This window comes from Vibrio sp. D54, assembly GCF_021728075.1.
In the GTDB taxonomy this organism is placed as follows: Bacteria; Pseudomonadota; Gammaproteobacteria; order Enterobacterales; family Vibrionaceae; genus Vibrio; species Vibrio alginolyticus.
Genome location: NZ_JAKKCS010000001.1, coordinates 142022 through 168235, shown reverse-complemented (window position 1 = coordinate 168235; position 26214 = coordinate 142022). Strand labels below are relative to the sequence as shown.

Here is a 26214-nt window from a genome sequence, read left to right as displayed (position 1 = left end):
GTATTACGACTCAAAGTCGCCATAGATATCGATGGTTAAGTCACGCTTTTTCAAGTACTTGCTCGGCGTTTTTCTTAGCTGCTGTTTGAGGGTACGAATCAAATGCGATTGGTCACTGAAACCAAATTGTTGGGAGAAACTCGCCCAATCAATCGCTTCTTGTTGCTTGTAGAGAGTCAAAATCATCTGCTCCAGACGTGCCATTTGTTGATACTGCTTAACGCTCAACCCCACCACCTGCTTGAAACTGCGCTCAAGCGTTCTGCGAGAACAGGCGCACTGTTTGGCTATCTCATCAATATCCATCGCTAACTCAGGTGAGCGTAGCGCCTGAGCATCCATCACGGACACCGCTTTTTGCGATGCCAAAAACGGTTTGATACGGCAAGGTTCGATATCTAACGCATCTAAATGTCGCTTGATATAGTCCAGCAAACATTGCGGTGAATCCTGCAACTCTAACTGCCATAGACCTTGTTGAAAGCGCTCATCAAACGCCGTGTTGAGCCAATCAAACCATTCGCATTGGTTAATTGCTGTAACTTGGGATGCATCACTAAAAAGTGACTCAATGGCATACAAACCCTCTGGACGAAAGGTGATACCAATACGCTTGATGGGCGCCCTATCTTCCAACAACAGCAAATGTTCGTTAGCCGTTAATAAGTGGCAGCCTTTGCCAGCAAGCTTAATGTCCCTCGTGTCGTAACTGTAGCCTTGCTCTGGTGGCGTAAAGAGTAAATGAGCACGCGGGTTTGGAATAAGGTGCGGCTTGGGGTCAATGACTTCACCCTCTGGCACTTCCAAGTACCAAATTTGATGAATGAGCCATTCGTACTCTGGCAGAGACTGTTTCCAAGCTATCATGATTGTCCTAGCGGTTAGTAAAGATAATAAGCGCAACGTTTTTGCTTAAACATCTGCTCGTTGAGTGTGACTGATTGACGCTCATCTCGCCACGCATTTCTCACCCTGCTCCCTTGCAAGCTTGTTGGATTGCGGTAGGCTTTGAGCAGAGAATACAAGCTGAACAGAACAAGGAAATCCCCCGATGCGCGTCGACTACCACCAACGACTGGTTCCTGTGATTCGTTATTTAGAACAACACTTTAATGAACCGCTCAACCTACCAGAAGTGGCCGCGCTGGCGAACCTTTCCCCTTATCACTTTCATCGCACCTTCAAAGCCGTGCAAGGCGAGACATTAGCCGATTTCATTCGACGTTTGCGTTTAGAAGCCGCTGCCGATGACTTATTCAAATCCAAGCAATCGGTATTGAACATTGCCCTAGAGTACGGATTTTCTAGCTCACAGAGCTTAGCCAAAGCCTTCAAACAACATTATGGCGTCACACCTACAGCCTTTCGTGACTGCGAAAACTACCAGCAGTTTTCTGAATTAGCACGAAACAGCAAGATTGGACACACGTTGCGCAAGAATGGAAACGAAGTAACACCAAGCGATTCATATACTGGCTCTGAACTCACCAAATGGAGCATGACAATGGAAACGCAAAACTTTGAAAAAGCAAAACTGGCTTACATTCGTGTAAACGGCCCTTACGGCCAAGGCTATGAGGAGCCATCAGGTCGCTTGTATCAATGGGCAGGAATGAAAGGTTTGGCAGGCAATACCTGCATCTTCATCTACCATGACAACCCAGAAATCACGCCAGACGAGAAGTGCCGTACTGACATCTGTCTAATGGTGCCAGAAGATACCGAAGTACCGAAAGGCATTGAACTGCAAGACTTCCCCGGCGGTCAGTATGCGGTGATGCGCCAGCACATTACTGACCCGAGCCAATACTCAAAAGCGTGGGATGATGTCATGAGCAAAGTGATTGAATCCGGTATTGAGAACGACGACCGACCTTGCTTTGAGCTTTACCACAGCTTCGACCCACAAACGCACCATGCAGACGTTAGCTTCTGCACTGCCATCAAATAAACCAAAAGCCTGCATCGTTGCAGGCTTTTTCATTTCTTACTCTGGTTGCTTAAATCCGTTCTTCCAAACGCTGTTTATCTTTTAATCCAATTACTTAGAACACGAATGAATACCTCAGTATTTTCGTGATCCTACTTCGCGTTTTGACCACGCGCGTTCATTTGCTCGGCTGAGTTGGGATTCATTTCACAGATTATTCATGAAGCGAACCTAGACTGAAAAAATTCCATCGACCCCGTTCGACCTGCAACGCTAGGCACAATAAAAACTAGGTACTACAACACCTCTAGGACATTCCATGAAGAAGAACTTACTTGCCATTGCTCTTGGTAGCGTGATTGCGCTGACTGCTGCCCCATACTCTATCGCGGCTAACGATGCTGCTGTCCAATCTTCCGCCGACTACTCACAGATCGTCACCAAACGTCAGGTTGTCGACCAACTGCTGAATGACGCGGTACAAGCATTCAAATCCCCTGCGCGTATCTCGCATGCGGGTTTTACCGCCAAAATGCCGAGCAACATGGAGATTGTTACCGACCGCTTACTAGAAGCCTACAAACTTGAGCCGTACCGTACTGACCTACTGATTTCTGCGGCCAACGCGCAGATCTACAACAAGAATGCAGACCGCGCGATTGAACTGTTTGAACAAGCCCTTTCTGTTGCACCAGACGATGTGGATTTGCACGCTTACTTAGCGGTATGGCAACGCTTTGAGGGCAACCAAGCAGAATCAGCGAAACTCATGGCGACGCTCACTAAGCTCAATGCAGGTAAAGCGGCAGACATCCAACGTATCTTCGACACCGTTGACCGCGTACTTGCCACGCCGCTAAAAGAGAAAGCCGACAAAGGCAAATTGGATGACAAAGGCGCAATCGTCACGCTGGGATACGCGCTGAACCCAGATGGTTCGATGCACCAGATCTTGGTTGAGCGTTTGGAAACCACGCTAGCCATGGCAAAAGCAAACCCAGACGCGTTGATCGTATTGACGGGCGGCGTACCAAAGAACCACAAAACCGAAGGCAAGTTAATGGCAGATTGGCTGATTGAAAAAGGCATCAGCAAAGATCGCATCATTGAAGAAAACTACGCCACCAGCACGGTAGGTAACGCCCTATTCAGCAGCTACGCGTTGGCGCGTCATAACATCAAACACGCAACCATCATAAGCTCAGCGAGCCACGTACGCCGCGGTCAAACCTTGTTTGAAATCGCAAGCTGGCAAACTGGCCCACAAGGCATCACTTTCGACACAGTGAGCTACCCAGACAAACCACTGAAAGACTTAGTCAAAGCCAGCGATGGCGAATTGCTTGGTATTTACCGCGATGCACTGCGTACTTACGGCATGTGGAGTTACCGCTCTTACCCGCTAGAGTCGCGTTAATACACTAGAGCCAGAAAGCAAGAGAGACCGCGTTAATGCGGTCTCTCATAGAATCATTTGAACATGATGCAGTGGTCAATCAATGCGTTTTGTAGGTTTTGTTTGTCACTCAGAATCACTAGAGCATAGATAGTATTTTTGTCACCAATTCGGTAAAGCAGCTTGAAACCATCAAAGCTAAATTGCCGGATGTCGTAAACACCGATTGTTGTCAGTTCATAACAAGGCGGATAGATAGACGGGTTATTCAAAACGTTGTGTTCAAACCTCTGCTGAACCGCAATTAATCTATCAATCACATCGTTGCGAGCGCTCCAGTTCGATAAATAGTTAATACTCTGAATAGCCGTATTTTCAAAGGTTTGTGTATAGAGAACTTTTGCTTCCATGCTCGTATCAAACTCAATCTTTGAGTGCTGCTAACGTGCTCTTCATATCTTCTGATGACTTTACACGTTCATTCGCAACATCATTTTGAGCAAAGCTAACAAACTTCATTAAAGCAATGGCTTCATCACGCTTCTGACGTTCTTCATAAGACTCAACGACATAAATAGGCTTACCATTTTGCGTAATCGTCATTGGCTCATCCAGTTCAAGCTTCGCAGCATTCTTTTTTAGATAACTTACCGTTTCAGTGCTCATCACATGACTCCTATCGGCAACCTCGCTGGTGTAACAACAAGCGAACCCAGCCGAGATATACTGCAGGTTTGACCGAAATATTTGAATCAATAGAAAGTGCTAATCACATTCTATTTTTCGTTTAGATTTTGACCTAATCTTTCCAACTATACCTGTGCATTTCGAACAAACCAAATTAAGTTTAAATTTAGACTCCTACTTCAAATATAGAAAAAGCCTGCGTACTTGCAGGCTTTCTTGTCTTTGTAACGTGGTAAGAACCGCTTAAATTGCTTCGCCGTTTACCGTTACTGCCACATCAATGTTGCCACGAACTGCGTTTGAGTATGGGCAAACTTGGTGTGCGATGCGCGTTAGTTCTAGCGCTTGTTCTTGTGGCATGTCTAGCTCTACCGCTAGGCTCACTGTCAGTGCAAAGCCGCCGTTATCGTTCGGGCCGATGCCCACTTCTGCCGTTACAGGAGCGCTTTTCAGGTTTACTTTACCTTCACGTGCTACGTGCAAAATCGCGTTAGAAAAACACGCTGAATAGCCCGCTGCGAACAGCTGTTCTGGGTTAGTTGCTGCGCCTGTGCCGCCCATTTCCTTCGGGTATGACAGCTCTAGATCGAGAAGACCGTCATCTGTTTTTACTTGACCATTACGACCAGCCAAAGCGGTAGCTTGAGTTTTGTATAGAGTAGTCATGCGAGTGTCCTTCTTAATTTAAGTTGTGCACAATTTAATTGCTTGCAATCTTATATCGAAGTAAAGATAGTTTGCAACTATATTGTGCACAATTTATTTTATAACTCTCTTTCTCTGTGATCAGGTAGGCAACGCCAATGAGCCAGTGTTACACCGACAACACCATGACCGACGACGATAAACTCTTACTCGAAAACCAAGTTTGCTTCCCGCTCTACAGCGCAGCAAATGCAGTGATCCGAGCTTACCGCCCGTTGCTGGACAAGCTTGATCTGACTTATTCACAATACTTAGTGATGATGGTGCTGTGGGAGAAAGATGGTGCCAGCGTAAAAGAATTGGGGTCACAACTGCATTTGGACTCAGGCACACTCACACCGCTGCTTAAACGTTTAGAAGCAAAAGGCTATGTAGAGCGTGGTCGCAGTGAAACCGATGAGCGTGTTCGCGTACTCAACCTAACAGAACAAGGTCGTGATCTTAAGGAACAAGCCAAGTCAGTGCCAAACGCCATGATGTGTAAAATCACCTTAGAGCTGGATGAAATGATCATGCTGAAGAAACTGTGCGGCAAAGTGCTCGAAAATCTGAGCTAACAAGATAGAAGCATCCGCTTCACCACTTCCTATTAGAAAGAGCCTGCCGAGATGCAGGCTCCTTCGATCTTAGCGAGAAGATCTACTCAAAGTAATCATCGGTATTCTCTATTGCTAATCTGCCTTCATCTTCAATAAAACTTATCAATGCAAACTCACTTACATCGGATTTCCCTATCAAGTGAAATAGGAAATGGCTATCAATAGGATAGTTATAAGCGATTTTCCTTAAACACACTCCGATGAGAATATACTTTCCGAAAGCAACAACAGCTCAGCTTAAAACATTCAAAGGAAAGTAAATTATGATTAATACTCAAATCAAACCATTTGCAGCTACAGCGTACAAAAACGGCGAATTCGTTGAAGTAACAGAACAAGACGTCCTAGGTAAATGGGCAGTATTCTTCTTCTACCCAGCAGACTTTACGTTTGTATGTCCAACAGAACTGGGCGACCTAGCAGACCACTACGAAGAGCTACAAAAACGTGGCGTAGAAGTTTACTCAGTATCAACTGACACACACTTCACTCACAAAGCATGGCACGACAGCTCAGACACAATCGGTAAGATTCAGTACTACATGCTTGGCGACCAAACAGGCAACATCACAAACAACTTCGGTGTGATGCGTGAAGGTCAAGGTCTTGCAGACCGTGCAACGTTCCTAATCGACCCAGAAGGTACTATCCAAGCAATGGAAATCACTGCTGAAGGTATCGGTCGTGACGCAGAAGACCTACTACGCAAAGTGAAAGCAGCTCAATACGTAGCAGCGCACCCAGGCGAAGTTTGCCCAGCTAAATGGAAAGAAGGTGAAGAGACTCTAGCTCCATCACTAGACCTAGTTGGCAAAATCTAAGCCACTGAAATTTAAGTTCTAATCAGTTCCGATTTCCTTTTTCTGATTAGAACTGAATTAGAGAGCACTTCAGGTTAGATACCTTGACGACCTTCTGCCTGATTTGCTCTCTCCCCCTCAGGTTTTATCTACAGTAACCACTTTTTATTACCTATCTGAATAAGTAGGTGTGCAGTAATTGCGTAGAAAAAATCGTTTAGAACCAGGCATAGATTTTCGATAGCTAGTTACTCTAACTACAAAATCTATAACGCAGTTATCAACGATTTTAGCTAGCAAGAATGAACAAATACTTGTTTTGATTGGTAACTATTTAATTAAGGTAGTAACAACTATGTTAGACCAAGCGATCCAACAACAACTCAAACAATATCTGGCTAATGTAAAAGAAGAAGTTCGTTTAGTGGTTAGTCTAGATGAAAGCAAAGCATCGAATGACATTTTGTCTCTAGCGAACCAAATCGCAGAGATGAGCGACCTAATCACCGTTGAACGTGACGACAACGCAAGCGCACGTAAACCAGTGATGGCGGTAACTAACCCAGCAAAAGGCACAGCACTACGCTTTGCAGGCTTGCCAATGGGTCACGAATTTACCTCTCTAGTATTGGCACTGCTTCACTCTGGCGGCCACCCAATCAAACTAGAACCAGAAGTGATTGAGCAAATCGCAGCACTAGACAAAGATCTAGACGTAGAAATCTTCATTTCACTGTCGTGTCAAAACTGTCCGGACGTGGTTCAAGCGTTCAACATGATGGCGGCGATCAACCCGAAAATAAAAGCAACCATGATCGACGGTGGTTTGTTCCAAGATGAAGTGAAACAACGCGACATCATGGCCGTACCAAGCGTATTCGTGAACGGTGAGCTATTCGGTCAAGGCCGTATGTCTCTGACAGAAATCCTAAACAAAGTGGATGACGGCGCAAGCGAGAAAGCCGCGAAAGCACTGAGCGAAAAAGACCCATACGACGTACTTGTTGTCGGCGGTGGCCCTGGTGGTAGCGCTGCTGCTCTATACGCTGCTCGTAAAGGTATTCGTACTGGCGTTGTCGCTAAGCGCTTTGGTGGTCAGGTTATGGACACCATGGCAATCGAGAACTTCATTTCGGTAAAACGTACTGAAGGTCCAAAACTGGCAACTGACCTAGCAGAACACCTAAAAGAATACGACGTAGACGTCGTGACTGAGCAACAAGCTGAGAAGCTAATGGGCGCAGCACACACAGAAGATGGTTTGATTCACATCCAACTTGAAAGCGGCGCAACGCTGAAGAGTAAGAGTGTAATCCTTAGCCCTGGTGCACGCTGGCGTGAAATGAACGTTCCGGGTGAACAGGAGTACCGCAACAAAGGTGTCGCGTACTGCCCACACTGTGACGGTCCACTGTTCAAAGGCAAGAAAACTGCGGTTATCGGTGGTGGTAACTCAGGTATCGAAGCAGCTATCGACCTTGCTGGTATCGTCGAACACGTAACGGTTCTTGAATTCGCAGACGTACTTCGTGCAGACCAAGTGCTTATCGACAAAGCGAACTCACTACCAAACGTAGACATCATCACGATGGCGCAAACAACAGAAGTAGTGGGCGACGGTACTCGCGTAACAAGCTTGAAGTACAAAGACCGCAACACAGATGAAATCAAAGAGATTGAATTATCAGGTATCTTTGTTCAAATCGGTCTAGTACCAAACACAGAATGGCTAAAAGATTCAGAAGTAGCCCTATCTGAGCGCGGCGAGATTGAAGTCGGTAGCCGTGGCGATACTAGCTTAGAAGGTGTGTTCGCAGCGGGTGACGCAACAACCGTTCCTTACAAACAGATCATCATTGCGATGGGTGAAGGTGCAAAAGCAAGCTTAGGCGCATTTGACTACCTAATCCGTAAGCAAGGTTAATCTCCAATTTCTTGAGCACAAAGCGCACGGTGCTGTGTTTTCTTCCCCGGAAAACCAATCGGGGCACCGTGACAGCGATGAGTAACAAGAAATAAAATCAAAAAACCTAGAAGCCCAAAGACTTTGCCAGCAGATATTAACTGCTGGCTTTTTTTGTTTGGGGAGAGGTGTAAGCAAATCTCTCAGCGCTCCGAGTTCAAACTGGAGGGAATGGCTCTACAATCACGGATAATTCAATTCACAACGCAACATAACAACACACTGAAAGTAGATTCTGAATACTCGCTTAGGCTCTTTCAGAATGACGCTGTTCGCTTAGCGCTCTCTTCCCGTCATTCCCGCGAACCTAGGTGAGACTGGGAATCTACTCACCAAAAACTCGATCGAAAATGATTAGCAAGAACACGAACAAACAAAAGGTGAAAGAAGGTTGCAAACACCTAACCCAACATTCAGCCTCAAACCAACAACCCCACCTAACCTCCCCCTTATATCAAACTCTTAAGATCTCAGCATTCCGAGTGCAGGTGGCAAGTTTTACAGTCACAGATAATTCAATTCACTCCACCAGCATCAAAACGCGCTGCGAATAGATTCTGAATACTCGCTTAGGCTCTTTCAGAATGACGCTGTCCGTTTAGCGTTCTCTTCCCGTCATTCCCGCGAACCTAGGTGAGACTGGGAATCTACTCACCGTAAACTCGATCGAAAATGAGTAGCACGAACAAACAAAAGGTGAAACAAGGTTGCAAGCACCTAACCCAACATTCAACCACCAATCCCATCTAACCTTCGCTTATATCAAACTCTTAAGATCTCAGCATTCCGAGTGCAGGTGGCAAGTTTTACAGTCACAGATAATTCAATTCACTCCACCGGCATCAAAACGCGCTGCAAATAGATTCTGAATACTCGCTTAGGCTCTTTTAGAATGACGCTGTTCGTTTAGCGTTCTCTTCCCGTCATTCCCGCGAACCTAGGTGAGACTGGGAATCTACTCACCGTAAACTCGATCGAAAATGAGTAGCACGAACAAACAAAAGTTGAAACAAGGTTGCAAGCCCCTAACCCAGCTCTCAGATTCAAAGCACCAAACCCACCGAATCTCTCAATGTATCCAGATCCAAAGATATCAACCCTAAAAAATTTTAAAAAAGCCCTTTACCTAAACTTAACTTGAGGTTTTAGCATATTCATCGTTGGCTAGAAAATGACAAAAAGGAGCACATCATGATCCAACTAGAACATATTAACTTAGTCGTGAAAGATATCCCTGAAATGCTGAAGTTTTACCAAACTGCATTTCCACATTGGTACGTGCGTGATGAAGGTAAAGGCGAATGGAGTGGCAAACCAAGAAACTGGCTACATTTTGGCGACGAGTATCAATACATAGCCATGAGTGACCATGGCGAAGGAGAAAACCGCGAGTTGAGCGGGCACCAAGTTGGGCTAGCGCATTTTGCTTATGTGACCAACAACGTCGATGCAATCATCAAAAGACTAACCGATGCAGGTTATCCGATTGCCCAACCTGGTGCTGATGAACCATACCGCAAAAATGTGTATTTTGTTGACCCTGCCGGTTTTGAGATTGAATTTGTTGAATACCTGGTGGATGACCCAAAACTTCGTAACCTGACAAGCTAAAAGAGATGTAAATAATAAAACGCCAGCAGATAGTGACTGCTGGCGTTTTATTTTATCTATCAGGCTTCTTTATCGCATTAGCGCTGTTTGGCAAAAACCTGAGTCCAGTAATACCCGTAGCGTGCAGAGTGATTTTCGACAAGCGACGCACCCATCTGATCAAAATCCGCACTCATGATATTAAGGCAGTGATCTTCACTCGATAACCAAGCATTCACGACGGCGTTAATGGTGCTTTGCCCTACGGCGACATTCTCACCAATGGCGCTCCAAGCATAACCCGTTGCGTTAACTCGATCTGACATCTTGCTGCCATCAGAGCCTGTGTGGCTCATGAAATCGCTGTTCGCCATGTCGCTTGAATGTCGATAAGCGGCGCTTTCCAAATCGTAGCTCCAAGTCAGGGCCCCAACAGGTGGCATGGTGGTTGCACCACACTGTTGTGTAGTAGAGCGGGCGCTGTTGACCGCTGCAAGCATCTGCTCGGCAAATGTGCCTTGTGACGATGTGGAACCTGTGTTTTGTGAGCCGCTTTCTGCTGAGGCTGACGACTCCCCATCGCCGCCACATGCGCTGAGAAGCAGGGCCAAAGCAGGCACTAAGATCTTAGTTGGCATTGTCTTTCCTTTATGAGTGACGAAGAGCAAACTGCGCTTTTCGATAATAACGCCCAATAAACTAACAAAAACCAATAAAAGCGCCATATAGCTTAGGGGGTTTTAACCAAAGACTCACGTGAAGTTTTCAATCGCCTTGGTTCGGTCGATAAATCGGCAACGTTTCAGCCCAAGTATGGAATGGCGTTTCATCCATATCCTGTATTGCTTGAGTGATAAAATCGATGAACACCCTAACTCGTGCAGGCACATATTCCCGGTTGGCATAGAGAAGATACACGCCATTTCCTGCTTGGCGCATGCTCGGAAATATCGGCACTAAACGCCCCGCTTTAAGCCAGTCTCTCGCGATAAAATGAGGAATCTGAGTTAATCCTAAGCCTTCTGCGCAAAGCTCTGCCATGGATTCACCGTCATTTACAATATAGTTTCTTTCGGGGTCATATTCACTCGCACCGTCTGGTTCTGGCATCCGAATCGGCAACAGTTTCCCCGTTTGTTTAAAACGAAAACGAACCCAAGAATGGTCATTGAATACATCCGGGCCACTCGGGACACCATGGCGCGCTAAGTAATCCTGACTGGCACAAATGATAAAATCGATAGGGCTCAGCTGACGCACAATCAATTGACTATCGTGAACGACACCAGAGCGAATCGACACATCAATACCTTGCTCAATAATATCAACGTAGGCGTCATCGTAATGAATATCGATAGTGATGTTAGGGTAGCGGCGGCAAAACTCTTTTAATAAAGGACGAATATAGAGGCGACCGTACGAGACTGGTACATTAATCTTAAGCTGCCCTGAAAGCGCATCATTGTGACTTTTTAATGAATCCTCACATGCCGCCAGCTCTTCCAGTACAAACCTAGCAGTATTTGCGTACCGACGACCAGCTTCTGTCAGGCGGCTCTGTCGCGTAGAACGTTGAAAAAGCTGTATACCCAAATCGCTTTCAAGACGATGTATGGCTTTACTCACAGTCGAAGGGTCAGTGCCATACACTTTGGCAGCCGCAGCAAAACTACCGCCATCTAAAGTGGCAATAAAAAATCGTAGGGACCGTATCTTATCCATATAACCAATGAACTCTATTCATGAATTTTATTCACTTTAGTAAAGACCAAGTGGCTCTTCAATCACTAATTAGCCTAAATATAATGAACCTCAATAACTTGATGCTCTGTTAGCGAGGAAAAAACCATGGGTAAAAACGGATTGAAGAATGCACTACAACTATTGATAGCAACACTAGTCCTATTCTTTGGGGTGCTTCAAACAGCACATGCCGAAGATAAACGAATTGGTATTCTAGTTTACGATGGCGTACTGACCTCTGATGTTACTGCGCCTTTAGAGGTTTTTGGCGTCGCAAGTCGTCTCACTTGGTTTAGCGATTATGACGTGCTCACCATTTCCGTCTCAGATCAGAAAACCATCACCACTGAAGAAGGATTAAAAATTGGTGTGGATGCTTGGATTGGTGATCTGCCGGAACTCGACGTATTGGTTTTAACATCTAGCTATGACATGGATGCACTAATCGAAAATAAAGATCTCATTCACTTTATTAAAACTACCTCAAAGGCGGCAGATTGGATGGCAAGTAATTGCTCTGGCGCGTATTTGTTAGCCGAAGCTGGCCTTTTAAACGGCAAAAAAGCAACAACTTGGGCCGGAGGTGAAAACGGCTTTCAAAGAGATTACCCTGCAGTCAAAGTACAAGTCGACCAGAATTTTGTCATTGATGATGGCGTTATCACTTCGAACGGTAGCCTAGTTAGCTATCAAGCTGCTCTTAAGCTACTTCACCTTATGACTTCAGAGTCTAAAGCCCAGGAAGTCGCAGATGCCATCCAGTACTCACGCTTTTCCAACCAACCATTTTAAGCGTGTAAGAAAGAAATCAGAGTCACCCTTCGATATTTGGAAGGTTAACTCTTCGAATTTGTCTTCCTAATCGAACAACCCTTTTTATCACTGTAAAAGCGATAAAAAGGGTTGTCGTTCATCTGGCAGACACAACGTGCTCTCCAAACTTTTTATCTTAATGCTATGGAAAAACGTAAACGTTACGAAGCACTGACGAAAGAGCGATACCAAGAGATCTACCGTCTCGCGTATTGGTTATGCAAAGATCACCACCTTGCTCAAGATTTAGCGCAAGAAACCTTTCTGAAAGCGTGGCGATTCTTTGATAAATTAAATGACCCCAACGCCGCGAAGTCTTGGCTCATTACTATTTTGCGTCGTGAGAATGCTCGGCGCTTTGATAGAAAACAGTACGATTTTGTCGACATTGATGAGTGTGCAATACAGACAAAAACCTACCCTGGCAGTGACTACGATATGGCCCAAAATTGGCTTCAAAAACAAATGATGATTCTCGAACCCAAATACCGAGAGCCGTTGCTCTTGAGCTTAGTGGCTGGGTTGAATCATGATGAAATTGCCCAAGCCTTGAGGCTCAACCACAACACAGTGGCGACTCGATTATTCAGAGCGCGTAATCAGATCATCGCACAGAAGGAGAGTCATTAAGACACAAAAAGTAGTCAACCATGTAAACTAACTGGCTATGCTCCGGTCTATTTCATAAGTCGTTACACAACTCGACGCTTTAACGCTTTACATCAAGCGCGACTAGATGAACACTTCTTGTCAAAGTACAATAACAGCCGACATAGAGTAGAGTCAGTAAAACATTATGAGTAACACGACGGCGAAAAAGCCGAATCCCTTATTTGAAATCCTTTTCAACGTATTTATCCCTTCCTTCATTTTGATGAAGTTTAGTGGCGATGAGCATCTAGGGACAGCAATGGCGCTGGTTGTCGCTTTGCTATTTCCTATCATTTATGGCGGTATGGACCTTGTCCGTAACAAGAAATTTAACTTTATTTCTGCTCTGGGCTTTATCAGTGTTCTACTAACTGGTGGCATCGGCTTGTTAGAGCTTGATACACGCTGGTTAGCACTAAAAGAAGCCCTGATTCCTGGCCTGATCGGTTTAGCGGTTTTGGGTTCAACGTTTACCCGCTACCCGCTGATGCAGAAGTTAGTACTGAATGACACTGTGTTGAACCTCGCGTTGATTAACCAACGTTTAAAAGAAAATGGTAAAACCGATGCGTTCGAACGTTGCCTTATGTCTTCTAACTACCTGTTTGCAAGTACTTTTGCGTTCTCATCTGCAATGAACTACTTCCTTGCGACTTGGATTGTGACTAGCCCTTCTGGTACTGCTGCCTTTAACGAAGAGTTAGGAAAAATGACGCTGTACAGTTACCCAATGATTGCCATCCCAAGTATGTTGATGATGTTCGGTATTTTTTATTACATTTGGCGTCAGGTACGTGCGATGACATCGCTCGAAACAGAGCAAATCTTCCATCTAAAATAGCCCTATCATTACAAATAAACCCATAAAAAAGGGAGGATTTTATCCTCCCTTTTCTCAACAGACTCACTGTAAATCATAGCGTCAAAATGATTTTACCTGACACTGCTGACGAGCGTCGCTCAACCATTTCAATCGCTGTTTGAAAGTCCTCTAACGACAGATCATATGCAACGTTTAACTTTATGTCGCTGCTAATAAAGTGTTCTAACATTTCAGCGAACACCGTCTTTCTCCCGCCTTTACCTACCGATTCTTCCCAATACCGCAAAAAGAATGTACTAAAGTCGATGTTGTTCGCCTTCATCGATTCAAAAAACTCAGGCGTATAAGGCGTTAACGACAATGTTCCGTAGTTGATGTATTGGCCGTTTTCTTTCAAGGTACGAATAAGATCCGTGCCAGCCTCACCACCTATCGCGTCCAGAGCGACCGTTGGTTGTGGCAGTTGGCGCGTTTGCAGCTGCGCGTGTAAGTCTTGCTTCGCGTCCAATACTGGAATCGTATCGTACGGATACTCGTCTGGCTTTGAAGTCACAGCAATCAGTGTAAAACCCAGTGAATGGGCGAGCTGGGCAAATATCTTACCGATCGCTGACCCTGCTGCATTGATGATCACCACATCGTCTTTGTTCAACTTAGCTACTTTAGTGGTGATCACCCACGCGGTTAACGCGTTGATGTACAACTGACAGGCATAGCCGTTCTCCAAACTCTCAGGTAGCGGAAAAAGATTCTCAGGCGAGGCATCTATGTAGTATTGCCAAGTACCACTCATCGCCACCAACACTTTTTGCCCAACTTGAAGGTCAGTTTGATCAACTGCACTGACTTCCACCACACGCCCAACCGCTTCAAATCCCGGCACGCGAGGTGGTACGTGAACGCGGCGGTATTGCCCAACACCATGAATGGAAAGCAAGTCACTTGAGTTAATATTGGTGGCTTCCAGTCGCACCCGAACCTTGCCCTGAGCAAGCGGTTTGAGGGGCTCTTTTTCCAACGACAGCGACGTTTTGGGTTGACCAAAACAGAGTTGATTCACTCGAGTATTTATCGTTGGTGCCATTGTTATTCATACCATGTAATTGAAATTCAAAAAGGAAGTTTCGCGACTTCTACTCAAAAGCATTAAGTGAAGTCGAAGCTCTGTATTTCTACCTGCGCGATGCGCCGTTCACTCTAAACTGTTGTGGCGTCATATCAAAATAGGCTTTAAATGCTTTGATGTAGGATGAGTCGTTTTGATAACCCACTAGGTCTGCAATGGCTTGGATTGGCAACGATTCATCTAACAAAGAAAGCGAGTAAATTAGCCGAATTTGTTGCCGCCAAAGTAGAAATGAAGTGTTGAATTCCTTGGCGAACAGCCGTGATAAAGTACGCTCAGACGCCCCAATTTTCTCCCCCCACTCTTTTAGCGAACAGCTCAACGCGGGCTCGTCGGTCAACTGCTCGAAAATCAGTTTTAGTCGTCTGTCTTGTGGTAGCAATAACTGAAATGTCTGCACGTTGCTTTTCAAAATTTGATCATGCAACACCGCCAGCAAATGCAGCACTTCTTCGTGGCTTGTCTCACCTTCACACTGTCTGCGGATCTCTTGTAAAAGCTCATTTAAAAACGGCGTTAAAGCAATGGTTCTCACTTGTGACTCGTACGTTGCGCCAAACTCAGGGTTGAGGTAAATGCCAACAAATATCGTATTGCTTAGAGCAATCGACTCGTGTTGAACACCCGCAGGAACAAATAACGCAGAAGTGTGCGGAACCAAATGCTGATAATGCTCCGTTTGTGTTTGCAATAACCCTTTGATAGGAAAGATGATTTGATGCCAAGTGTGTCGATGCAGCGCATCAATGTAACCTTTTGGCATGTCGATGGTTTTCACTAAAACAGGAGAATGGGAATTCGCGGCCATCATCTCATTGGAGGTGACGACGCCTGACTTCGAATCAATTTGGCGAGTTAGCATTGTTAGTTGTCTTTTCATCCCTATGCCGACACACGTTTACTAGGCTATCATGCTCCGCATCGCGAATGAAGGTAAACACTTTATCTCTCATTCAAATAATAAGGAGGTTATATGAAGAAAATCGGCGTCGTAAAAGCTGTGCTAGCAGGGAAAACCGTCCCTTATGCTCATGGAGCGCAAAGCGCAATCAACAAACAAGTGCTACCTGAGCGCCAGCACGCAACAGAGCTTGGTTTTACCAGTGATGAGCAAGGTGATCCGCGCTTTCATGGTGGCATTCAAAAAGCGCTTCATATTTACCCAAGCGAGCACTACCCAATCTGGCAACAAGAATTAGGCGAAAGACCAATTTTCCAATCCGCCGGCGGCTTTGGCGAAAACATCAGCTCCGAAGGCGTCACCGAATCCACGATTTGCTTGAAAGATAAAATTCGCATCGGCTCAACACTACTGGAAGTGTCGCAAGGTCGTATGCCTTGTTGGAAACTTAACGTACGCTTTGACCAACACGACATGGCGAGAAGACTGCAAGATACGCTTCGAACAGGCTGGTATTTCCGAGTGCTGGAAGAAGGCGATATCGGTGCAGGTGACGATATTATTCTGCGCGAAAGACCTTATCCAGAATGGCCATTGGCTCGCATCATGGGTGCGGTTTTCACTGGCTGTTTAGATAGAAAAGAACTCACTAAGCTGTCTGAGCTGCCGTTAGTCGAGTCTTGGGGCAAGCTGGTCGAGCGCCGCCTAGAAACTGGCGAAGTTGAAGATTGGGAAATGCGCTTGGTTGGCCCAACTGTGGGTTAACACCCCAAAGTAAAATTTAAGCCACGCTCTGAACCGACTATGCCGTCAGAGCGTGTTTTTTTGGTTTACTTCGCACTCGGGGCTGGGCGTCTCGACTTACCTCGGAACTGCTTAATGCTCTTCTTAGCATGAGTTCGACGGTTGGCTTTTTTATCGCGTGGCGCGCGTTTGCTCTCGCCAGTTGATGGCTTATCCGTTACTGGAAAACCAACCAGATCTTGCACTGGTAATGCACGTTGAGTCAGGTGACGAATCGCGCTTAGTGCGTCCATTTCACCATGACAAACCAATGACACCGCCACACCTTGTTCGCCTGCGCGAGCGGTGCGTCCTACTCGGTGAACATAGGTTTCTGCATGCATTGGCAGTTCAAAGTTGATCACTACAGGCAATTGCTCAATGTGAATGCCGCGCGCTAGTAGATCGGTGGCAATCAACACCTGAATTTGCCCAGATTTAAACTGCGCCAGTGCTTCTTCTCGCTCATCTTGACTCTTATTGCCATGCAGCGCATTGGTTGAGATGCCCGCTTTATTCAGCTTCTTCGCTAAGCCATCGGCGTTCTCTTTCGCACCAATAAAGACTAATGCCTTAGTCCACGCGTTTTTTTGAATCAGTTCAATCAATGCCTTGGTTTTACTGCCTTTGTTGACGAGGTACAGCGTTTCAGCAATATCTTGGTTGGTGCTGTTTTCTTGATGCGCTGCAACTTGCTTTGGTGCCTGCATAAGCAGCTTCGCTTTACCCTTCAACTCATCTGAAAACGTTGCCGAGAACATTGCGGTATGACGCTGGTTTGAAATCAGCCCCGCAATATTTTGCACGTCAGGCCAAAAGCCCATATCCAACAGACGATCCGCTTCATCCAATACTAGATAATGAACATTGCTCAAATCCAAGCCATTATTTGCTAGGTCAACCAAACGACCAGTCGTCGCGACAAGGATATGAGGATTTGTCGCTAGCGCCTGCTGTTGTTGCTCTTTATCAACGCCGCCACACAAACACACTGCGTTGAGTTCAAGAACTTGACCAACTTGGTTAATTGCTTCACTCACTTGCATTGCCAGCTCACGAGTTGGCACAAGAATCAGCGCTTTTTGCTCTGGATTGACACCCAGCTTTTCCAACAAAGGCAAACCATAAGCAAGGGTTTTGCCGCTGCCTGTATTTGCCAAAGCCAATAGATCTTGACCAGCCAACAGCTCAGGAATGGCCAACGCTTGAATATCGGTCGGTTTCTTGAAGTCTTTTGGCAGTGAGTGAATCAGCTCAGAACTCAATGAGAGAGTAGAAAATGGCATTAGCGAAACCTTGTACTTTTGGTTGAAGAGGCAATAAAAACAATGAAGATGCGGTAAAACGCAGGCGCGGACTTTACCACAATCTGTTAGGTGAACCATCCTATTTTAGGCGCTTAAACCAAGCGGCGCCTACGCAAATCGTCAGAAAACAAAAAAGCGCAAAAAAGCCGTTAGTCTGTACTGCCACAGAGCTAACGGCTAAAAACCCTTGAAGTGAACGCTTCGTCAGCCTTTCACTGCGGCTGAAAAGAAATGTGCAGTTTATTAAAGCACAGCTTTACGATTCGGTAAGAACACTTCACCCAACATGCAACGAACCGAACCACCACCAATAGATTCTATGGTAGAAACGTCGAATGGCAGCAATTTACCGTGCGTTGCCAATTGCTTTCTTTGTGCAGGTGAGAATGCATCGTACGCCGATTGCGACATCGCAATCACCTTGTCGCCGTTGATCGTTTCTAGTTGCAGAATGTTACCGCAGAACTGGTTCATCTGATCAAGCAAAATTGAGATGACTTGCTTGTCTTTGGCGAGTGACTTCATTACAAAACGACGCTCAAATTCTGGGATCACTTCGTCACAAATCACGCAAAACTGTTCGCCAACCGCCATCATCACATTGGTGTGATAAATCGGCGCACCAGACGGCAAACGAGTTTGGAAAGAAATCACTCGTTCATAGCCAATACGATCGGCGTAATCTTCTAAAACCAGACGATCACAACGTTGTGAGAGTGCGGCGTAGACCGTTTTATTTAGGTGGTCAAACACCATCACACCCGTGCTTTCTAAATACGCTTGCTCGTCAAGATATTCAGTTAGACTGCTGCGTCGATGAACTTCTCGCCCTGCTTGCGCTAGTGCTGCCACAAGTGCATCGGGACGTACTTCTTTTTGACGGTTTTCACAGGCCATTGGAAAGGTGTACAACGTGCCATCTGGCGTAGTGCTAAACCAATTGTTTGGAAATACCGCGTCTGGCGTTGCAACATCTGAAGTTGGATAATCAAACTCAACAACTTGAACGCCCTCTTGACGCAGCGTTGCAACCATACTCGCGAACTCGGCCATTACTCGACGTGAGACTTCTTCTTGGCTGAGTGACACTTTATGTTGGAACTCATTATCTTGTGCGGTTTCTTCATTAAAACGAAACTCTTTCGGTGGCACCATCACTACGCAGTTTGCGGTTTGGCGCTGAGCACTTTGCGTGCTTTCTTCTTTCCCATTAGCAAATTGGGTCACTGATTCGTGTAATAGCATCCAATACATTCCTTATCACTAGAATGAGGAGATTGTAAATTTATTGTTAACTTCAGTTTTGCTGTTTTCACAATTAATTTAATTATCTAGAAGTAATTTTCACTGCACTTAGCTTATTTATCCCGAAATTTTATTGTCACTATGCAGGTTTAAGGTTTTATGGCATCGCGATGAACATGCTAAGAATTCATCATAAGAATCAGAACCATAGACAACCACACCCATAACCAACTAGTTACATTTAAAACACAATCGGTTAGACTATTTTTTCGCCCCTCTCGTCAATCCGTCTGCTTTCTCGAGGAGCAGGCAAGAAACTCTCATACACGCGGTTTCGTCCAAAGCAGCGTGAATCGATGGATTTAGCCACCCCATATGGCATTGTTTTAACTTTAGGATGAGTTATGTTTAAACGATTTGAAGGCTTTACAGAGCCGTTCCCCAAATCTACGCCGGATCAGCCTCCTTCAGGGATGTTCGCTTTTCTGCGTTATTACACTCGTGGTTATGAAAAGCCTTTGATCATCATGTCTTTGATGGCCACAATTGTGGCTGTTGTTGAGGTAATGTTGTTTGGCGCCATGGGACAATTGGTTGATTGGTTGTCTACCAGCAATCCAGAAACGTTCTTACAAGACAACAAATCGGATTTGATTTTCTACGGAGCCTTATTGCTGGTTGTCATGCCTATATTGGTGATCTTGTACTCGTTGCTCGTTCATCAAACGTTATTGGGCAACTACCCAATGTCTATCCGCTGGCTTGCACACCGGTATTTGCTCAATCAAAGCTTGAACTTCTATCAAGATGATTTTGCAGGCCGAGTCGCAACGAAAGTCATGCAAACCTCATTAGCTGTGCGCGAAACCGTAATGAAAGCTATGGATGTGTTTGTTTACGTTACGGTTTACTTCACCAGCATGATCATTATGTTAGCGACGGCAGACTGGCGTTTGATGATCCCAATGATCGTCTGGTTACTCGCTTACATCGCTATCCAAATCTATTTTGTCCCTAAGCTCAAAGACGTCGCTTCAGCGCAGGCCGATGCACGTTCGACAATGACAGGGCGCATCGTAGACAGTTATACCAATATTCAAACCGTCAAACTGTTTTCTCATAGCCAGCGCGAAACCCAATATGCCGAGCAAGGCATGAAAGGATTTTTGAATACGGTCTATCGTCAAATGCGCCTAGTGACCGGCTTCGACGTCGCTGTAGAGATCTCAAACTATATTTTGGTATTTTCCGTTGCTGCTTTATCGATTTACCTGTGGTTGGATAGTGCCATTAGCGTTGGCGCGATTGCGATTGCTGTTAGTCTTGCATTGCGCGTAAACGGTATGTCGATGTGGATAATGTGGGAAGTTGGCGCCCTCTTTGAAAACATGGGAACCGTTGTCGATGGAATGAAAACGCTCTCTAAGCCTATTGATATTAAAGATAAACCAGGCGCAAAAGACTTGGTTGTCACTGAAGGAGGCATTCACTTTGATAACGTCAGCTTCCATTACGGTGAGAACAAAGGCGTAATTAGCCATCTCGATCTCAACATCAAACCAGGAGAGAAAGTAGGCTTGGTTGGGCGCTCCGGCGCCGGAAAATCGACTTTGGTGAACTTGTTACTTCGTTTCCACGATGTCGAAGACGGCAGCATTAAGATCGATGGACAGAACATCTCAGAAGTTACACAAGACTCTTTGCGTTCAAAGATCGGTATGGTGACCCAAGATACTTCTCTGCTACACCGTTCAATTCGAGACAATATTTTGTATGGCAATCCAGATGCGACAGAAGAAGATTTGCTGAAAGCCACTAAGCAAGCGCATGCCCATGAGTTTATCGAAACTCTGACCGACCCATTTGGTAATGTCGGATACGATGCGCAAGTTGGTGAACGTGGTGTGAAACTGTCTGGCGGCCAACGTCAGCGTATCGCAATATCTCGTGTGCTACTCAAAGATGCACCATTGCTGGTATTGGATGAAGCAACATCGGCTCTAGATTCAGAAGTCGAAGCAGCGATTCAGGAAAGCTTGAATGAATTAATGCAAGGGAAAACGGTTATTGCTATCGCTCACCGATTATCGACCATCGCACAAATGGATCGCCTCATCGTGCTAGATAAAGGCAGCATCGTTGAACAAGGTTCTCATCAAGAACTCATTGCGAATAACGGCATTTACGCCCAGCTTTGGGCGCATCAAACTGGCGGATTTATCGCTGAAGAACTAGACAATCAACACGCTTCTTAACGAGTGATAAGCTCAATAAAAACGGCGCTTTAAGCGCCGTTTTTTATTTAAATCCATGGCTAGATGCTCATATAGCCATTGTGGTTTCTCATATATGAAACACTCTCCATGATAAAGCTCACACTTTTTCTGCTAATATACCGCCTCGTTGCGTATCCATTGCAATGAACACAATACAGAGTATTGAGCCGTCTTCATTTGTCATTTCACTTTTTGAGAAACAGCTATACTCAATAGATGGCTTAGTTATTATATTAACAATAAGGTAATTAGCTTATGTGTAAATGTGGTTCAATGCAGATCGTACAACTCAAACCAAGTTGGGCTGACAAGCTATTTGGCTACTCTGAAAGATGGAAATGCCAACTTTGTTGTAAGATCTACCGCATCTAAAATTAAAAATAGAATCTTAGTTTTTCTAAGAAAAAGCAGTGGCCCGACAATGATTGTCGGGTTTTGTTTTTCTGTACATCCATTTTTATCCCTTCGCAACACGGTCACTCATCACGGCAAAACCTAGCATCTCAATGTGACTTAGGTATAGAATCAGGCCCACTTATTTATTCCGATATTCACATATAACTGGTCACTATGAACAAAAGTTTGCTAACGAATGTCCTCGCTATCGCTTTGATGGCTGGAGGTCATCAATTACAAAACGACTATCTTTGGTATGCAGGGCTGTTTGCGTTCTCAGGCGCCATCACCAACTGGCTTGCCATCCATATGCTGTTTGAGAAAGTGCCTGGATTATACGGTTCTGGCGTGATCCCCGCGCGATTTGAAGAGTTTAAACTAGCTATCAAAAACCTGATGATGGAACAGTTTTTTACTGAAGCGAACATTGACCGATTCTTAAATAAAGAAATGGCGGGCGGTGTGAACATCGATCTTCAACCAGTAATTGAGAAAGTAGATTTAAATCCAGCATTTGATTCCCTAGTGGAAGTAATTGAAGGCTCTCAATTTGGCGGCATGCTAGCGATGTTTGGCGGCTCGGAAGCGCTACAACCCATGCGCCAACCTTTCGTCGAAAAGATGCAAGAATCCATCATTGAGTTGAGCAAGAGCGATAACATCAAAGAAGCACTGAAAGAGCAATTCGAATCTCCTGCAATGATGGATGAGATAAAGCAGAACATTGAAGGTATCATCGATCAACGTTTAAGCGAATTAACACCGGCATTAGTTAAAGAAATGGTGCAAAAGATGATCAAAGAACACCTTGGCTGGCTAGTCGTTTGGGGCGGTGTTTTTGGTGGTTTAATTGGCGTTATCAGTACCTTTATCGGGGCATAATCGCTCACCGATTTATTAAAAAAGGAGCTTCGGCTCCTTTTTTAATCGAGAAAAAGTAATATACCAAGCCACGCTAAATAAGGAGGCTCAACACATGCCTCGCCTAACCAAGGAGTTCGGGATTAACACCAAATCCCGTTTTATGTTCTTCTATGACCACTTCACTACGAGTTTGAATCACGCCCGGAAGCGTGCCTAACTTGCTCGACATAAACTCCTGATACGCTTTCATGCTCTTAACACGAACTTTTATCATGGTATCGAAATCTCCAGAGAGCGAGTAACACTCTTCAATTTCAGGCATCAATTCCACCGCTTTCGCAAACTTTTCAAAAATAGAAAAACTGGTTTGGTCTAAACGAATATGGATGAATACTTGCACATCCAGCCCCAACTTTTCCGCATTCAACTCTGCATGGTAACCATTGATATACCCTTCTTTTTCTAGTCGCTTTACACGGTCAGAACATGGAGAAGTCGTTAAGTTAATCAGCTTTGCTAGTTCTACAACTGGAATTCTGCCTCTCGAATGAAGCACTCTCAAAATATGTAAATCAATCCGGTCCAATTGATAACTCATTAACCCGCTTCCTTGTAACCACTTAGAAAGCATCACATTAATCGTTGCTCAAACAATTGCAAACCATCAAATGCACAGCATGTGAAATTCAGCAGAGAATAACTAGAAAACAACGAAGGAGGGAAAGAGCTATGATTATTGCCTTTCACTTAGTAACCGTGATATGAAGAGAAAAAGCAACCTAGCGGCTCCCGCGGAGTCGCAAATTTGAAAGCGCATGACACGCCTGTATAGATATGTCGTTCGGGCAACGCCGCCCTATTTAGCCATTAATCATGGCTATCACTCAGAGTTAGAGTGCGGCCGATGTATGCCGTGTAGGATGTGGAACAACCTCTCCAATTGCACGATGATTACAACAACGGCAGTAGTATTGTGGCTCCATCTCGTAATAATGTTCACCTGATACAAATTTCGCCATCAGCTGTGTAAAACTCACCATTTTGCCTGTTAACGACTCAACAGACTGAGGCTCGCAACGCTTCATAATCACTTTATGTTGCGTTGATTTTCTACAAGCTGCGCAATATATATCCGGCATTTCTCTTCTCCCTACTTTTTCGTCCTACTGACAATTGACATATTTTGTTCAAAATAATTCCACAATTAAAAAGCTCCTTTAATTTTTTGTGCCCTATCTTCAAAAAATTGAACGAAAGTATCAAAAAACTGAGACATTGGTCAGACCTCAACTTTTGCACCATCAATATGAGCAAACGTGCTTATGTGTGTAATAATACGACACATTACACATAAGCAATTGTACGGGCTTATTATTTAGTAAGGCGCATGACAACTTTACAGCTGGCTAGATCGAGCTTTCGAGACGCCTTGTTATCTTGATTTACCCCGCAAACCAGTTGCTAGCAGCTATAGCCGTCTCATCAAGGAAGAAATGCATGACGATACAACCGATTCTCACTACCGAAAGACTCGTCCTCCGGCCATTCAATATCGATGACTGCCAACAAGTGGCTTTACTCGCTGGAGATAAGCGAATTGCCGACATGACAGCAAATATCCCTCATCCTTATGAGCGACCGATGGCGCAAGCATGGATAGATAGGCACGAACCGATGTATCAGCAGCATCAAGGCGTGGTGTACGCTATTACCTTGCGAAACACTGGGGAGTTACTTGGTGCGGTGAGTTTACCGCGTATCGAAGAGGGCTACGGTACATTAGGCTACTGGGTTGGCGTGCCACATTGGGGGAAAGGCTATGCATTCGAGGCCTCCAAAGCCTTACTCGAATTTGCTCGAATGCACTTTGAGTTAAACGGAATAACCGTGATGCATTTGGTGGACAATCAGCGTTCTAAATCGGTGATCCAAAAACTAAATATCCCTTACATCGGTGACAAAACATTGCGCATGCAAGGCAAAGAACGAAAGGTTTGTGTCTACCAACTCACGTTCGTCGCTTCTGAATAAAGTCGAGGAATATGTCGGATGATTATCCATGAAACTTCACAAAATCTGCCCAAGAACAACCCTTTCTTGCTAGGAACTGTATTGTTGTCGCTGTTCTATTTTTCCTACCTAGCAGACAAGATCGTCGAGTTTGGACTCGTAGCACTCACAATAATAGGATTGAAACTGCTCTCAACGTACTTCACGCGCCGCGCGTTCAATCCTAAAACGCTAGATATCGATGCAAGCACCAACACCTTGAAGTACCGCCAGGGCTCAACGGTTTACTTCCGTCTACCTCTTGATGACATTGTCAAAGTCCAAATACAGAAAGAGTTCTTCTCTAGCAAAAGTTTGATGCTCTACACAGTCAACGACGCTTACCAAGTGCCGAATTCAGACAATTTCGATTCTCTGCAGTTAAAAGATTTAATGAAACAACTTGAAAAGAGGCTTGATGATCAACGTCGTTAAAGCAAAAAGAGAGGATATTCCAGAAGTTTCCAATTTGGTCTCTAAATAGAAAGACAAAAAAGCCAGCAATTACGCTGGCTTTTCTCTGTGTTAGTCTTGTGCGACTTTCACGCGAATTTTGCTTTTTTCTACGTTCGTCAAATTCAGTGCTTCAAGAGCAGAAATGGCTTCTGCTTCGTCCGGCATGATGACAAAACCGAAGCCTTTCGACAAACCCGTGTCTTGATCAAGCACTAGCGAACACAGTTCTACTTTGCCGTACGCTGAGAATAATTTGCGGATATCTTGCTCGGTCATGTGACGAGCCAAGTTTCTTACTAAAAGTTTCATAATGAACCTAGTTGGTTTGATAACGGTTCGATTCTCTCAGTTTCTCTCTGGCAAACCAAGTGAATAATATGACGGCGTTGACTAGATCATTCTAAGTACATCTGTTTAAATGATTTTCCGTTCATTTTTCACCCATAGGAGAGTCGGCATGGAAACGAAACGTCTCAAACTCATCCCTGCTTGTTTAGAACGAGCCGAAGAGGCGCATCAAGCTGTCGTTCGCAGCCAAAAAACTCTCGAAGTCTATCTGCCGTGGGTGCCTCATGTGCTGACATTAGAAGCGATGATAGAAGGGACAGAGAAAGCCATCGCAAACTTTGAAAACTTCGAAGAAGAGCTGCGTTACTACATGATTGAAAAGGAAAGCGATCGCTTACTGGGTGCGGTCGGCCTGATGATTCGAGATCCCGACGTACCATCCTTTGAGATAGGTTATTGGTTAGATAATGCTGCCGTTGGCAATGGTTATGTTGCCGAGGCTGTGCTCGAAGTTGAGCGCTATGCGTTTGATGACTTGGGCGCCAAGAGAATCGCAATTCATGCTGATAGCACCAACCAAAAGAGCCGGGCTGTAGCCGAGCGCTGTGGTTATGAGTTCGAAGGAGAGCTCAGAAACGAACGTCTGACTACATCGGGAGAGTTGAGTAACACCGTTATTTACGCCAAAATTCGTCGCGACTAACACTCTAATCTAACCGAGCAATGCTAAGCTTTGATCTCAAGCTACCACCATTAACGTTAATTAAGTTTCAGATAAAACAAAGCCCGCTAAAATAGCGGGCTTTATGTTCATATACGGGAA

Annotated in this window: 28 protein-coding genes; 15 read left to right on the top strand and 13 right to left on the bottom strand. The window is 45.0% G+C overall.

The annotated features are described in order from the left end of the window. Window positions 1–3: 3 nt before the first annotated feature. Window positions 4–867: an AraC family transcriptional regulator gene (locus L3V37_RS00810; RefSeq protein ID WP_237305644.1), complete on the bottom strand. Its 864-nt coding sequence runs from the start codon at window positions 865–867 to the stop codon at window positions 4–6. A 184-nt stretch (window positions 868–1051) separates the two neighbouring features. Between L3V37_RS00810 and L3V37_RS00805 the strand changes: the two genes are divergently transcribed. Continuing rightward, window positions 1052–1951, top strand: coding sequence for a GyrI-like domain-containing protein (locus tag L3V37_RS00805; RefSeq protein WP_213867946.1), 900 nt, complete (start codon window positions 1052–1054; stop codon window positions 1949–1951). 298 nt (window positions 1952–2249) lie between these two features. Next, window positions 2250–3347: a YdcF family protein gene (locus tag L3V37_RS00800; protein ID WP_237305643.1), complete on the top strand. Its 1098-nt coding sequence runs from the start codon at window positions 2250–2252 to the stop codon at window positions 3345–3347. A gap of 53 nt (window positions 3348–3400) precedes the next feature. On the opposite strand, the gene L3V37_RS00795 is transcribed toward L3V37_RS00800, so the two are convergent. The 3 genes from L3V37_RS00795 to L3V37_RS00785 all read right to left on the bottom strand — a co-directional run bounded on the left by L3V37_RS00795 (window position 3401) and on the right by L3V37_RS00785 (window position 4679). Next, entirely contained in the window at window positions 3401–3736 is a 336-nt protein-coding gene (locus L3V37_RS00795; protein WP_020195558.1) for a type II toxin-antitoxin system RelE/ParE family toxin, read from the bottom strand. 13 nt (window positions 3737–3749) lie between these two features. Next, window positions 3750–3992 (bottom strand): type II toxin-antitoxin system Phd/YefM family antitoxin, encoded by a 243-nt coding sequence (locus L3V37_RS00790; protein WP_005383516.1) that lies wholly within the window; start codon window positions 3990–3992, stop codon window positions 3750–3752. 264 nt (window positions 3993–4256) lie between these two features. Continuing rightward, window positions 4257–4679: an organic hydroperoxide resistance protein gene (locus tag L3V37_RS00785; protein ID WP_005374640.1), complete on the bottom strand. Its 423-nt coding sequence runs from the start codon at window positions 4677–4679 to the stop codon at window positions 4257–4259. Window positions 4680–4816: 137 nt separating this feature from the next. Here L3V37_RS00785 and L3V37_RS00780 point away from each other — a divergent pair, with 137 nt between their 5' ends. From L3V37_RS00780 to L3V37_RS00765, 4 genes are all read left to right on the top strand, one after another. Then, the gene (locus L3V37_RS00780; RefSeq protein ID WP_237305642.1) at window positions 4817–5275 is read left to right on the top strand and encodes a MarR family winged helix-turn-helix transcriptional regulator; all 459 of its coding nucleotides are present in this window, start codon (window positions 4817–4819) and stop codon (window positions 5273–5275) included. 305 nt (window positions 5276–5580) lie between these two features. Further along, window positions 5581–6138, top strand: a complete 558-nt coding sequence (gene ahpC, locus L3V37_RS00775) for an alkyl hydroperoxide reductase subunit C (RefSeq protein WP_005374632.1) — start codon at window positions 5581–5583, stop codon at window positions 6136–6138. 334 nt (window positions 6139–6472) lie between these two features. Then, window positions 6473–8041: an alkyl hydroperoxide reductase subunit F gene (gene ahpF / locus L3V37_RS00770; protein ID WP_039987737.1), complete on the top strand. Its 1569-nt coding sequence runs from the start codon at window positions 6473–6475 to the stop codon at window positions 8039–8041. 1230 nt (window positions 8042–9271) lie between these two features. Beyond that, complete coding sequence (locus L3V37_RS00765) at window positions 9272–9691, top strand: VOC family protein (protein ID WP_054578593.1); 420 nt, start codon at window positions 9272–9274, stop codon at window positions 9689–9691. A gap of 77 nt (window positions 9692–9768) precedes the next feature. On the opposite strand, the gene L3V37_RS00760 is transcribed toward L3V37_RS00765, so the two are convergent. Together L3V37_RS00760 and L3V37_RS00755 are read right to left on the bottom strand one after the other, a co-directional pair. Further along, window positions 9769–10308 carry a CAP domain-containing protein gene (locus L3V37_RS00760; RefSeq protein WP_237305641.1) on the bottom strand — a complete coding sequence of 180 codons (540 nt, stop codon included), beginning with the start codon at window positions 10306–10308 and terminating at the stop codon, window positions 9769–9771. Window positions 10309–10435: 127 nt separating this feature from the next. Then, entirely contained in the window at window positions 10436–11392 is a 957-nt protein-coding gene (locus tag L3V37_RS00755; protein WP_017820076.1) for a LysR family transcriptional regulator, read from the bottom strand. Window positions 11393–11518: 126 nt separating this feature from the next. Between L3V37_RS00755 and L3V37_RS00750 the strand changes: the two genes are divergently transcribed. The 3 genes from L3V37_RS00750 (at window position 11519) to L3V37_RS00740 (ending at window position 13718) form a co-directional block, all read left to right on the top strand. After that, entirely contained in the window at window positions 11519–12205 is a 687-nt protein-coding gene (locus tag L3V37_RS00750; RefSeq protein ID WP_064355013.1) for a DJ-1/PfpI family protein, read from the top strand. 120 nt (window positions 12206–12325) lie between these two features. Next, window positions 12326–12856: a sigma-70 family RNA polymerase sigma factor gene (locus tag L3V37_RS00745; protein WP_346014758.1), complete on the top strand. Its 531-nt coding sequence runs from the start codon at window positions 12326–12328 to the stop codon at window positions 12854–12856. Window positions 12857–13022: 166 nt separating this feature from the next. After that, the gene (locus L3V37_RS00740; protein ID WP_005383527.1) at window positions 13023–13718 is read left to right on the top strand and encodes a VC0807 family protein; all 696 of its coding nucleotides are present in this window, start codon (window positions 13023–13025) and stop codon (window positions 13716–13718) included. Window positions 13719–13791: 73 nt separating this feature from the next. Here L3V37_RS00740 and L3V37_RS00735 read toward each other — a convergent pair whose 3' ends face one another. Together L3V37_RS00735 and L3V37_RS00730 are read right to left on the bottom strand one after the other, a co-directional pair. Beyond that, window positions 13792–14784 carry a zinc-dependent alcohol dehydrogenase family protein gene (locus tag L3V37_RS00735; RefSeq protein WP_237305639.1) on the bottom strand — a complete coding sequence of 331 codons (993 nt, stop codon included), beginning with the start codon at window positions 14782–14784 and terminating at the stop codon, window positions 13792–13794. Window positions 14785–14872: 88 nt separating this feature from the next. Beyond that, window positions 14873–15688 carry a helix-turn-helix transcriptional regulator gene (locus L3V37_RS00730; RefSeq protein ID WP_237305770.1) on the bottom strand — a complete coding sequence of 272 codons (816 nt, stop codon included), beginning with the start codon at window positions 15686–15688 and terminating at the stop codon, window positions 14873–14875. Window positions 15689–15799: 111 nt separating this feature from the next. On the opposite strand from L3V37_RS00730, the gene L3V37_RS00725 reads away from it, so the two are divergent. Then, window positions 15800–16492: an MOSC domain-containing protein gene (locus L3V37_RS00725; RefSeq protein ID WP_237305638.1), complete on the top strand. Its 693-nt coding sequence runs from the start codon at window positions 15800–15802 to the stop codon at window positions 16490–16492. A gap of 65 nt (window positions 16493–16557) precedes the next feature. On the opposite strand, the gene L3V37_RS00720 is transcribed toward L3V37_RS00725, so the two are convergent. Next, on the bottom strand, window positions 16558–17796 hold the full coding sequence (locus L3V37_RS00720; protein ID WP_237305637.1) for a DEAD/DEAH box helicase: 1239 nt from the start codon (window positions 17794–17796) through the stop codon (window positions 16558–16560). A gap of 264 nt (window positions 17797–18060) precedes the next feature. Continuing rightward, a complete protein-coding gene (locus L3V37_RS00715; RefSeq protein WP_237305636.1) occupies window positions 18061–19062 on the bottom strand; it encodes an arginine deiminase-related protein in 1002 nt (333 codons plus the stop codon). 404 nt (window positions 19063–19466) lie between these two features. Between L3V37_RS00715 and L3V37_RS00710 the strand changes: the two genes are divergently transcribed. Both L3V37_RS00710 and L3V37_RS00705 read left to right on the top strand, forming a co-directional pair. Then, window positions 19467–21317: an ABC transporter ATP-binding protein gene (locus L3V37_RS00710; RefSeq protein ID WP_005374597.1), complete on the top strand. Its 1851-nt coding sequence runs from the start codon at window positions 19467–19469 to the stop codon at window positions 21315–21317. A 591-nt stretch (window positions 21318–21908) separates the two neighbouring features. Further along, the gene (locus tag L3V37_RS00705) at window positions 21909–22616 is read left to right on the top strand and encodes a DUF445 domain-containing protein (RefSeq protein ID WP_005374596.1); all 708 of its coding nucleotides are present in this window, start codon (window positions 21909–21911) and stop codon (window positions 22614–22616) included. A gap of 103 nt (window positions 22617–22719) precedes the next feature. Here the strand turns inward: L3V37_RS00705 and L3V37_RS00700 are convergent, their stop codons facing one another. After that, entirely contained in the window at window positions 22720–23196 is a 477-nt protein-coding gene (locus tag L3V37_RS00700) for an Lrp/AsnC family transcriptional regulator (RefSeq protein WP_005374595.1), read from the bottom strand. 292 nt (window positions 23197–23488) lie between these two features. After that, a complete protein-coding gene (locus L3V37_RS00695; protein ID WP_130545664.1) occupies window positions 23489–23737 on the bottom strand; it encodes a hypothetical protein in 249 nt (82 codons plus the stop codon). A gap of 358 nt (window positions 23738–24095) precedes the next feature. Here L3V37_RS00695 and L3V37_RS00690 point away from each other — a divergent pair, with 358 nt between their 5' ends. Then, the gene (locus L3V37_RS00690; RefSeq protein WP_130545663.1) at window positions 24096–24629 is read left to right on the top strand and encodes a GNAT family N-acetyltransferase; all 534 of its coding nucleotides are present in this window, start codon (window positions 24096–24098) and stop codon (window positions 24627–24629) included. An 18-nt stretch (window positions 24630–24647) separates the two neighbouring features. After that, window positions 24648–25082 (top strand): hypothetical protein, encoded by a 435-nt coding sequence (locus tag L3V37_RS00685; RefSeq protein WP_130545662.1) that lies wholly within the window; start codon window positions 24648–24650, stop codon window positions 25080–25082. 90 nt (window positions 25083–25172) lie between these two features. On the opposite strand, the gene L3V37_RS00680 is transcribed toward L3V37_RS00685, so the two are convergent. Beyond that, window positions 25173–25412, bottom strand: a complete 240-nt coding sequence (locus L3V37_RS00680) for an RNA-binding protein (protein ID WP_005374587.1) — start codon at window positions 25410–25412, stop codon at window positions 25173–25175. Between the two features lie 148 nt (window positions 25413–25560). Between L3V37_RS00680 and L3V37_RS00675 the strand changes: the two genes are divergently transcribed. Next, window positions 25561–26094, top strand: a complete 534-nt coding sequence (locus tag L3V37_RS00675) for a GNAT family N-acetyltransferase (RefSeq protein WP_042522265.1) — start codon at window positions 25561–25563, stop codon at window positions 26092–26094. Window positions 26095–26214: the final 120 nt, after the last annotated feature.

Excerpts from the sequence above, each read along its gene's own strand:
- L3V37_RS00810 (WP_237305644.1), bottom strand. The coding sequence starts at position 867 with ATGATAGCTTGGAAACAGTCTCTGCCAGAGTACGAATGGCTCATTCAT.
- L3V37_RS00805 (WP_213867946.1), top strand. The coding sequence starts at position 1,052 with ATGCGCGTCGACTACCACCAACGACTGGTTCCTGTGATTCGTTATTTA.
- L3V37_RS00800 (WP_237305643.1), top strand. The coding sequence starts at position 2,250 with ATGAAGAAGAACTTACTTGCCATTGCTCTTGGTAGCGTGATTGCGCTG.
- L3V37_RS00795 (WP_020195558.1), bottom strand. The coding sequence starts at position 3,736 with ATGGAAGCAAAAGTTCTCTATACACAAACCTTTGAAAATACGGCTATT.
- L3V37_RS00790 (WP_005383516.1), bottom strand. The coding sequence starts at position 3,992 with ATGAGCACTGAAACGGTAAGTTATCTAAAAAAGAATGCTGCGAAGCTT.
- L3V37_RS00785 (WP_005374640.1), bottom strand. The coding sequence starts at position 4,679 with ATGACTACTCTATACAAAACTCAAGCTACCGCTTTGGCTGGTCGTAAT.
- L3V37_RS00780 (WP_237305642.1), top strand. The coding sequence starts at position 4,817 with ATGAGCCAGTGTTACACCGACAACACCATGACCGACGACGATAAACTC.
- ahpC (WP_005374632.1), top strand. The coding sequence starts at position 5,581 with ATGATTAATACTCAAATCAAACCATTTGCAGCTACAGCGTACAAAAAC.
- ahpF (WP_039987737.1), top strand. The coding sequence starts at position 6,473 with ATGTTAGACCAAGCGATCCAACAACAACTCAAACAATATCTGGCTAAT.
- L3V37_RS00765 (WP_054578593.1), top strand. The coding sequence starts at position 9,272 with ATGATCCAACTAGAACATATTAACTTAGTCGTGAAAGATATCCCTGAA.
- L3V37_RS00760 (WP_237305641.1), bottom strand. The coding sequence starts at position 10,308 with ATGCCAACTAAGATCTTAGTGCCTGCTTTGGCCCTGCTTCTCAGCGCA.
- L3V37_RS00755 (WP_017820076.1), bottom strand. The coding sequence starts at position 11,392 with ATGGATAAGATACGGTCCCTACGATTTTTTATTGCCACTTTAGATGGC.
- L3V37_RS00750 (WP_064355013.1), top strand. The coding sequence starts at position 11,519 with ATGGGTAAAAACGGATTGAAGAATGCACTACAACTATTGATAGCAACA.
- L3V37_RS00740 (WP_005383527.1), top strand. The coding sequence starts at position 13,023 with ATGAGTAACACGACGGCGAAAAAGCCGAATCCCTTATTTGAAATCCTT.
- L3V37_RS00735 (WP_237305639.1), bottom strand. The coding sequence starts at position 14,784 with ATGGCACCAACGATAAATACTCGAGTGAATCAACTCTGTTTTGGTCAA.
- L3V37_RS00730 (WP_237305770.1), bottom strand. The coding sequence starts at position 15,688 with ATGCTAACTCGCCAAATTGATTCGAAGTCAGGCGTCGTCACCTCCAAT.
- L3V37_RS00725 (WP_237305638.1), top strand. The coding sequence starts at position 15,800 with ATGAAGAAAATCGGCGTCGTAAAAGCTGTGCTAGCAGGGAAAACCGTC.
- L3V37_RS00720 (WP_237305637.1), bottom strand. The coding sequence starts at position 17,796 with ATGCCATTTTCTACTCTCTCATTGAGTTCTGAGCTGATTCACTCACTG.
- L3V37_RS00715 (WP_237305636.1), bottom strand. The coding sequence starts at position 19,062 with ATGCTATTACACGAATCAGTGACCCAATTTGCTAATGGGAAAGAAGAA.
- L3V37_RS00710 (WP_005374597.1), top strand. The coding sequence starts at position 19,467 with ATGTTTAAACGATTTGAAGGCTTTACAGAGCCGTTCCCCAAATCTACG.
- L3V37_RS00705 (WP_005374596.1), top strand. The coding sequence starts at position 21,909 with ATGAACAAAAGTTTGCTAACGAATGTCCTCGCTATCGCTTTGATGGCT.
- L3V37_RS00700 (WP_005374595.1), bottom strand. The coding sequence starts at position 23,196 with ATGAGTTATCAATTGGACCGGATTGATTTACATATTTTGAGAGTGCTT.
- L3V37_RS00695 (WP_130545664.1), bottom strand. The coding sequence starts at position 23,737 with ATGCCGGATATATATTGCGCAGCTTGTAGAAAATCAACGCAACATAAA.
- L3V37_RS00690 (WP_130545663.1), top strand. The coding sequence starts at position 24,096 with ATGACGATACAACCGATTCTCACTACCGAAAGACTCGTCCTCCGGCCA.
- L3V37_RS00685 (WP_130545662.1), top strand. The coding sequence starts at position 24,648 with ATGATTATCCATGAAACTTCACAAAATCTGCCCAAGAACAACCCTTTC.
- L3V37_RS00680 (WP_005374587.1), bottom strand. The coding sequence starts at position 25,412 with ATGAAACTTTTAGTAAGAAACTTGGCTCGTCACATGACCGAGCAAGAT.
- L3V37_RS00675 (WP_042522265.1), top strand. The coding sequence starts at position 25,561 with ATGGAAACGAAACGTCTCAAACTCATCCCTGCTTGTTTAGAACGAGCC.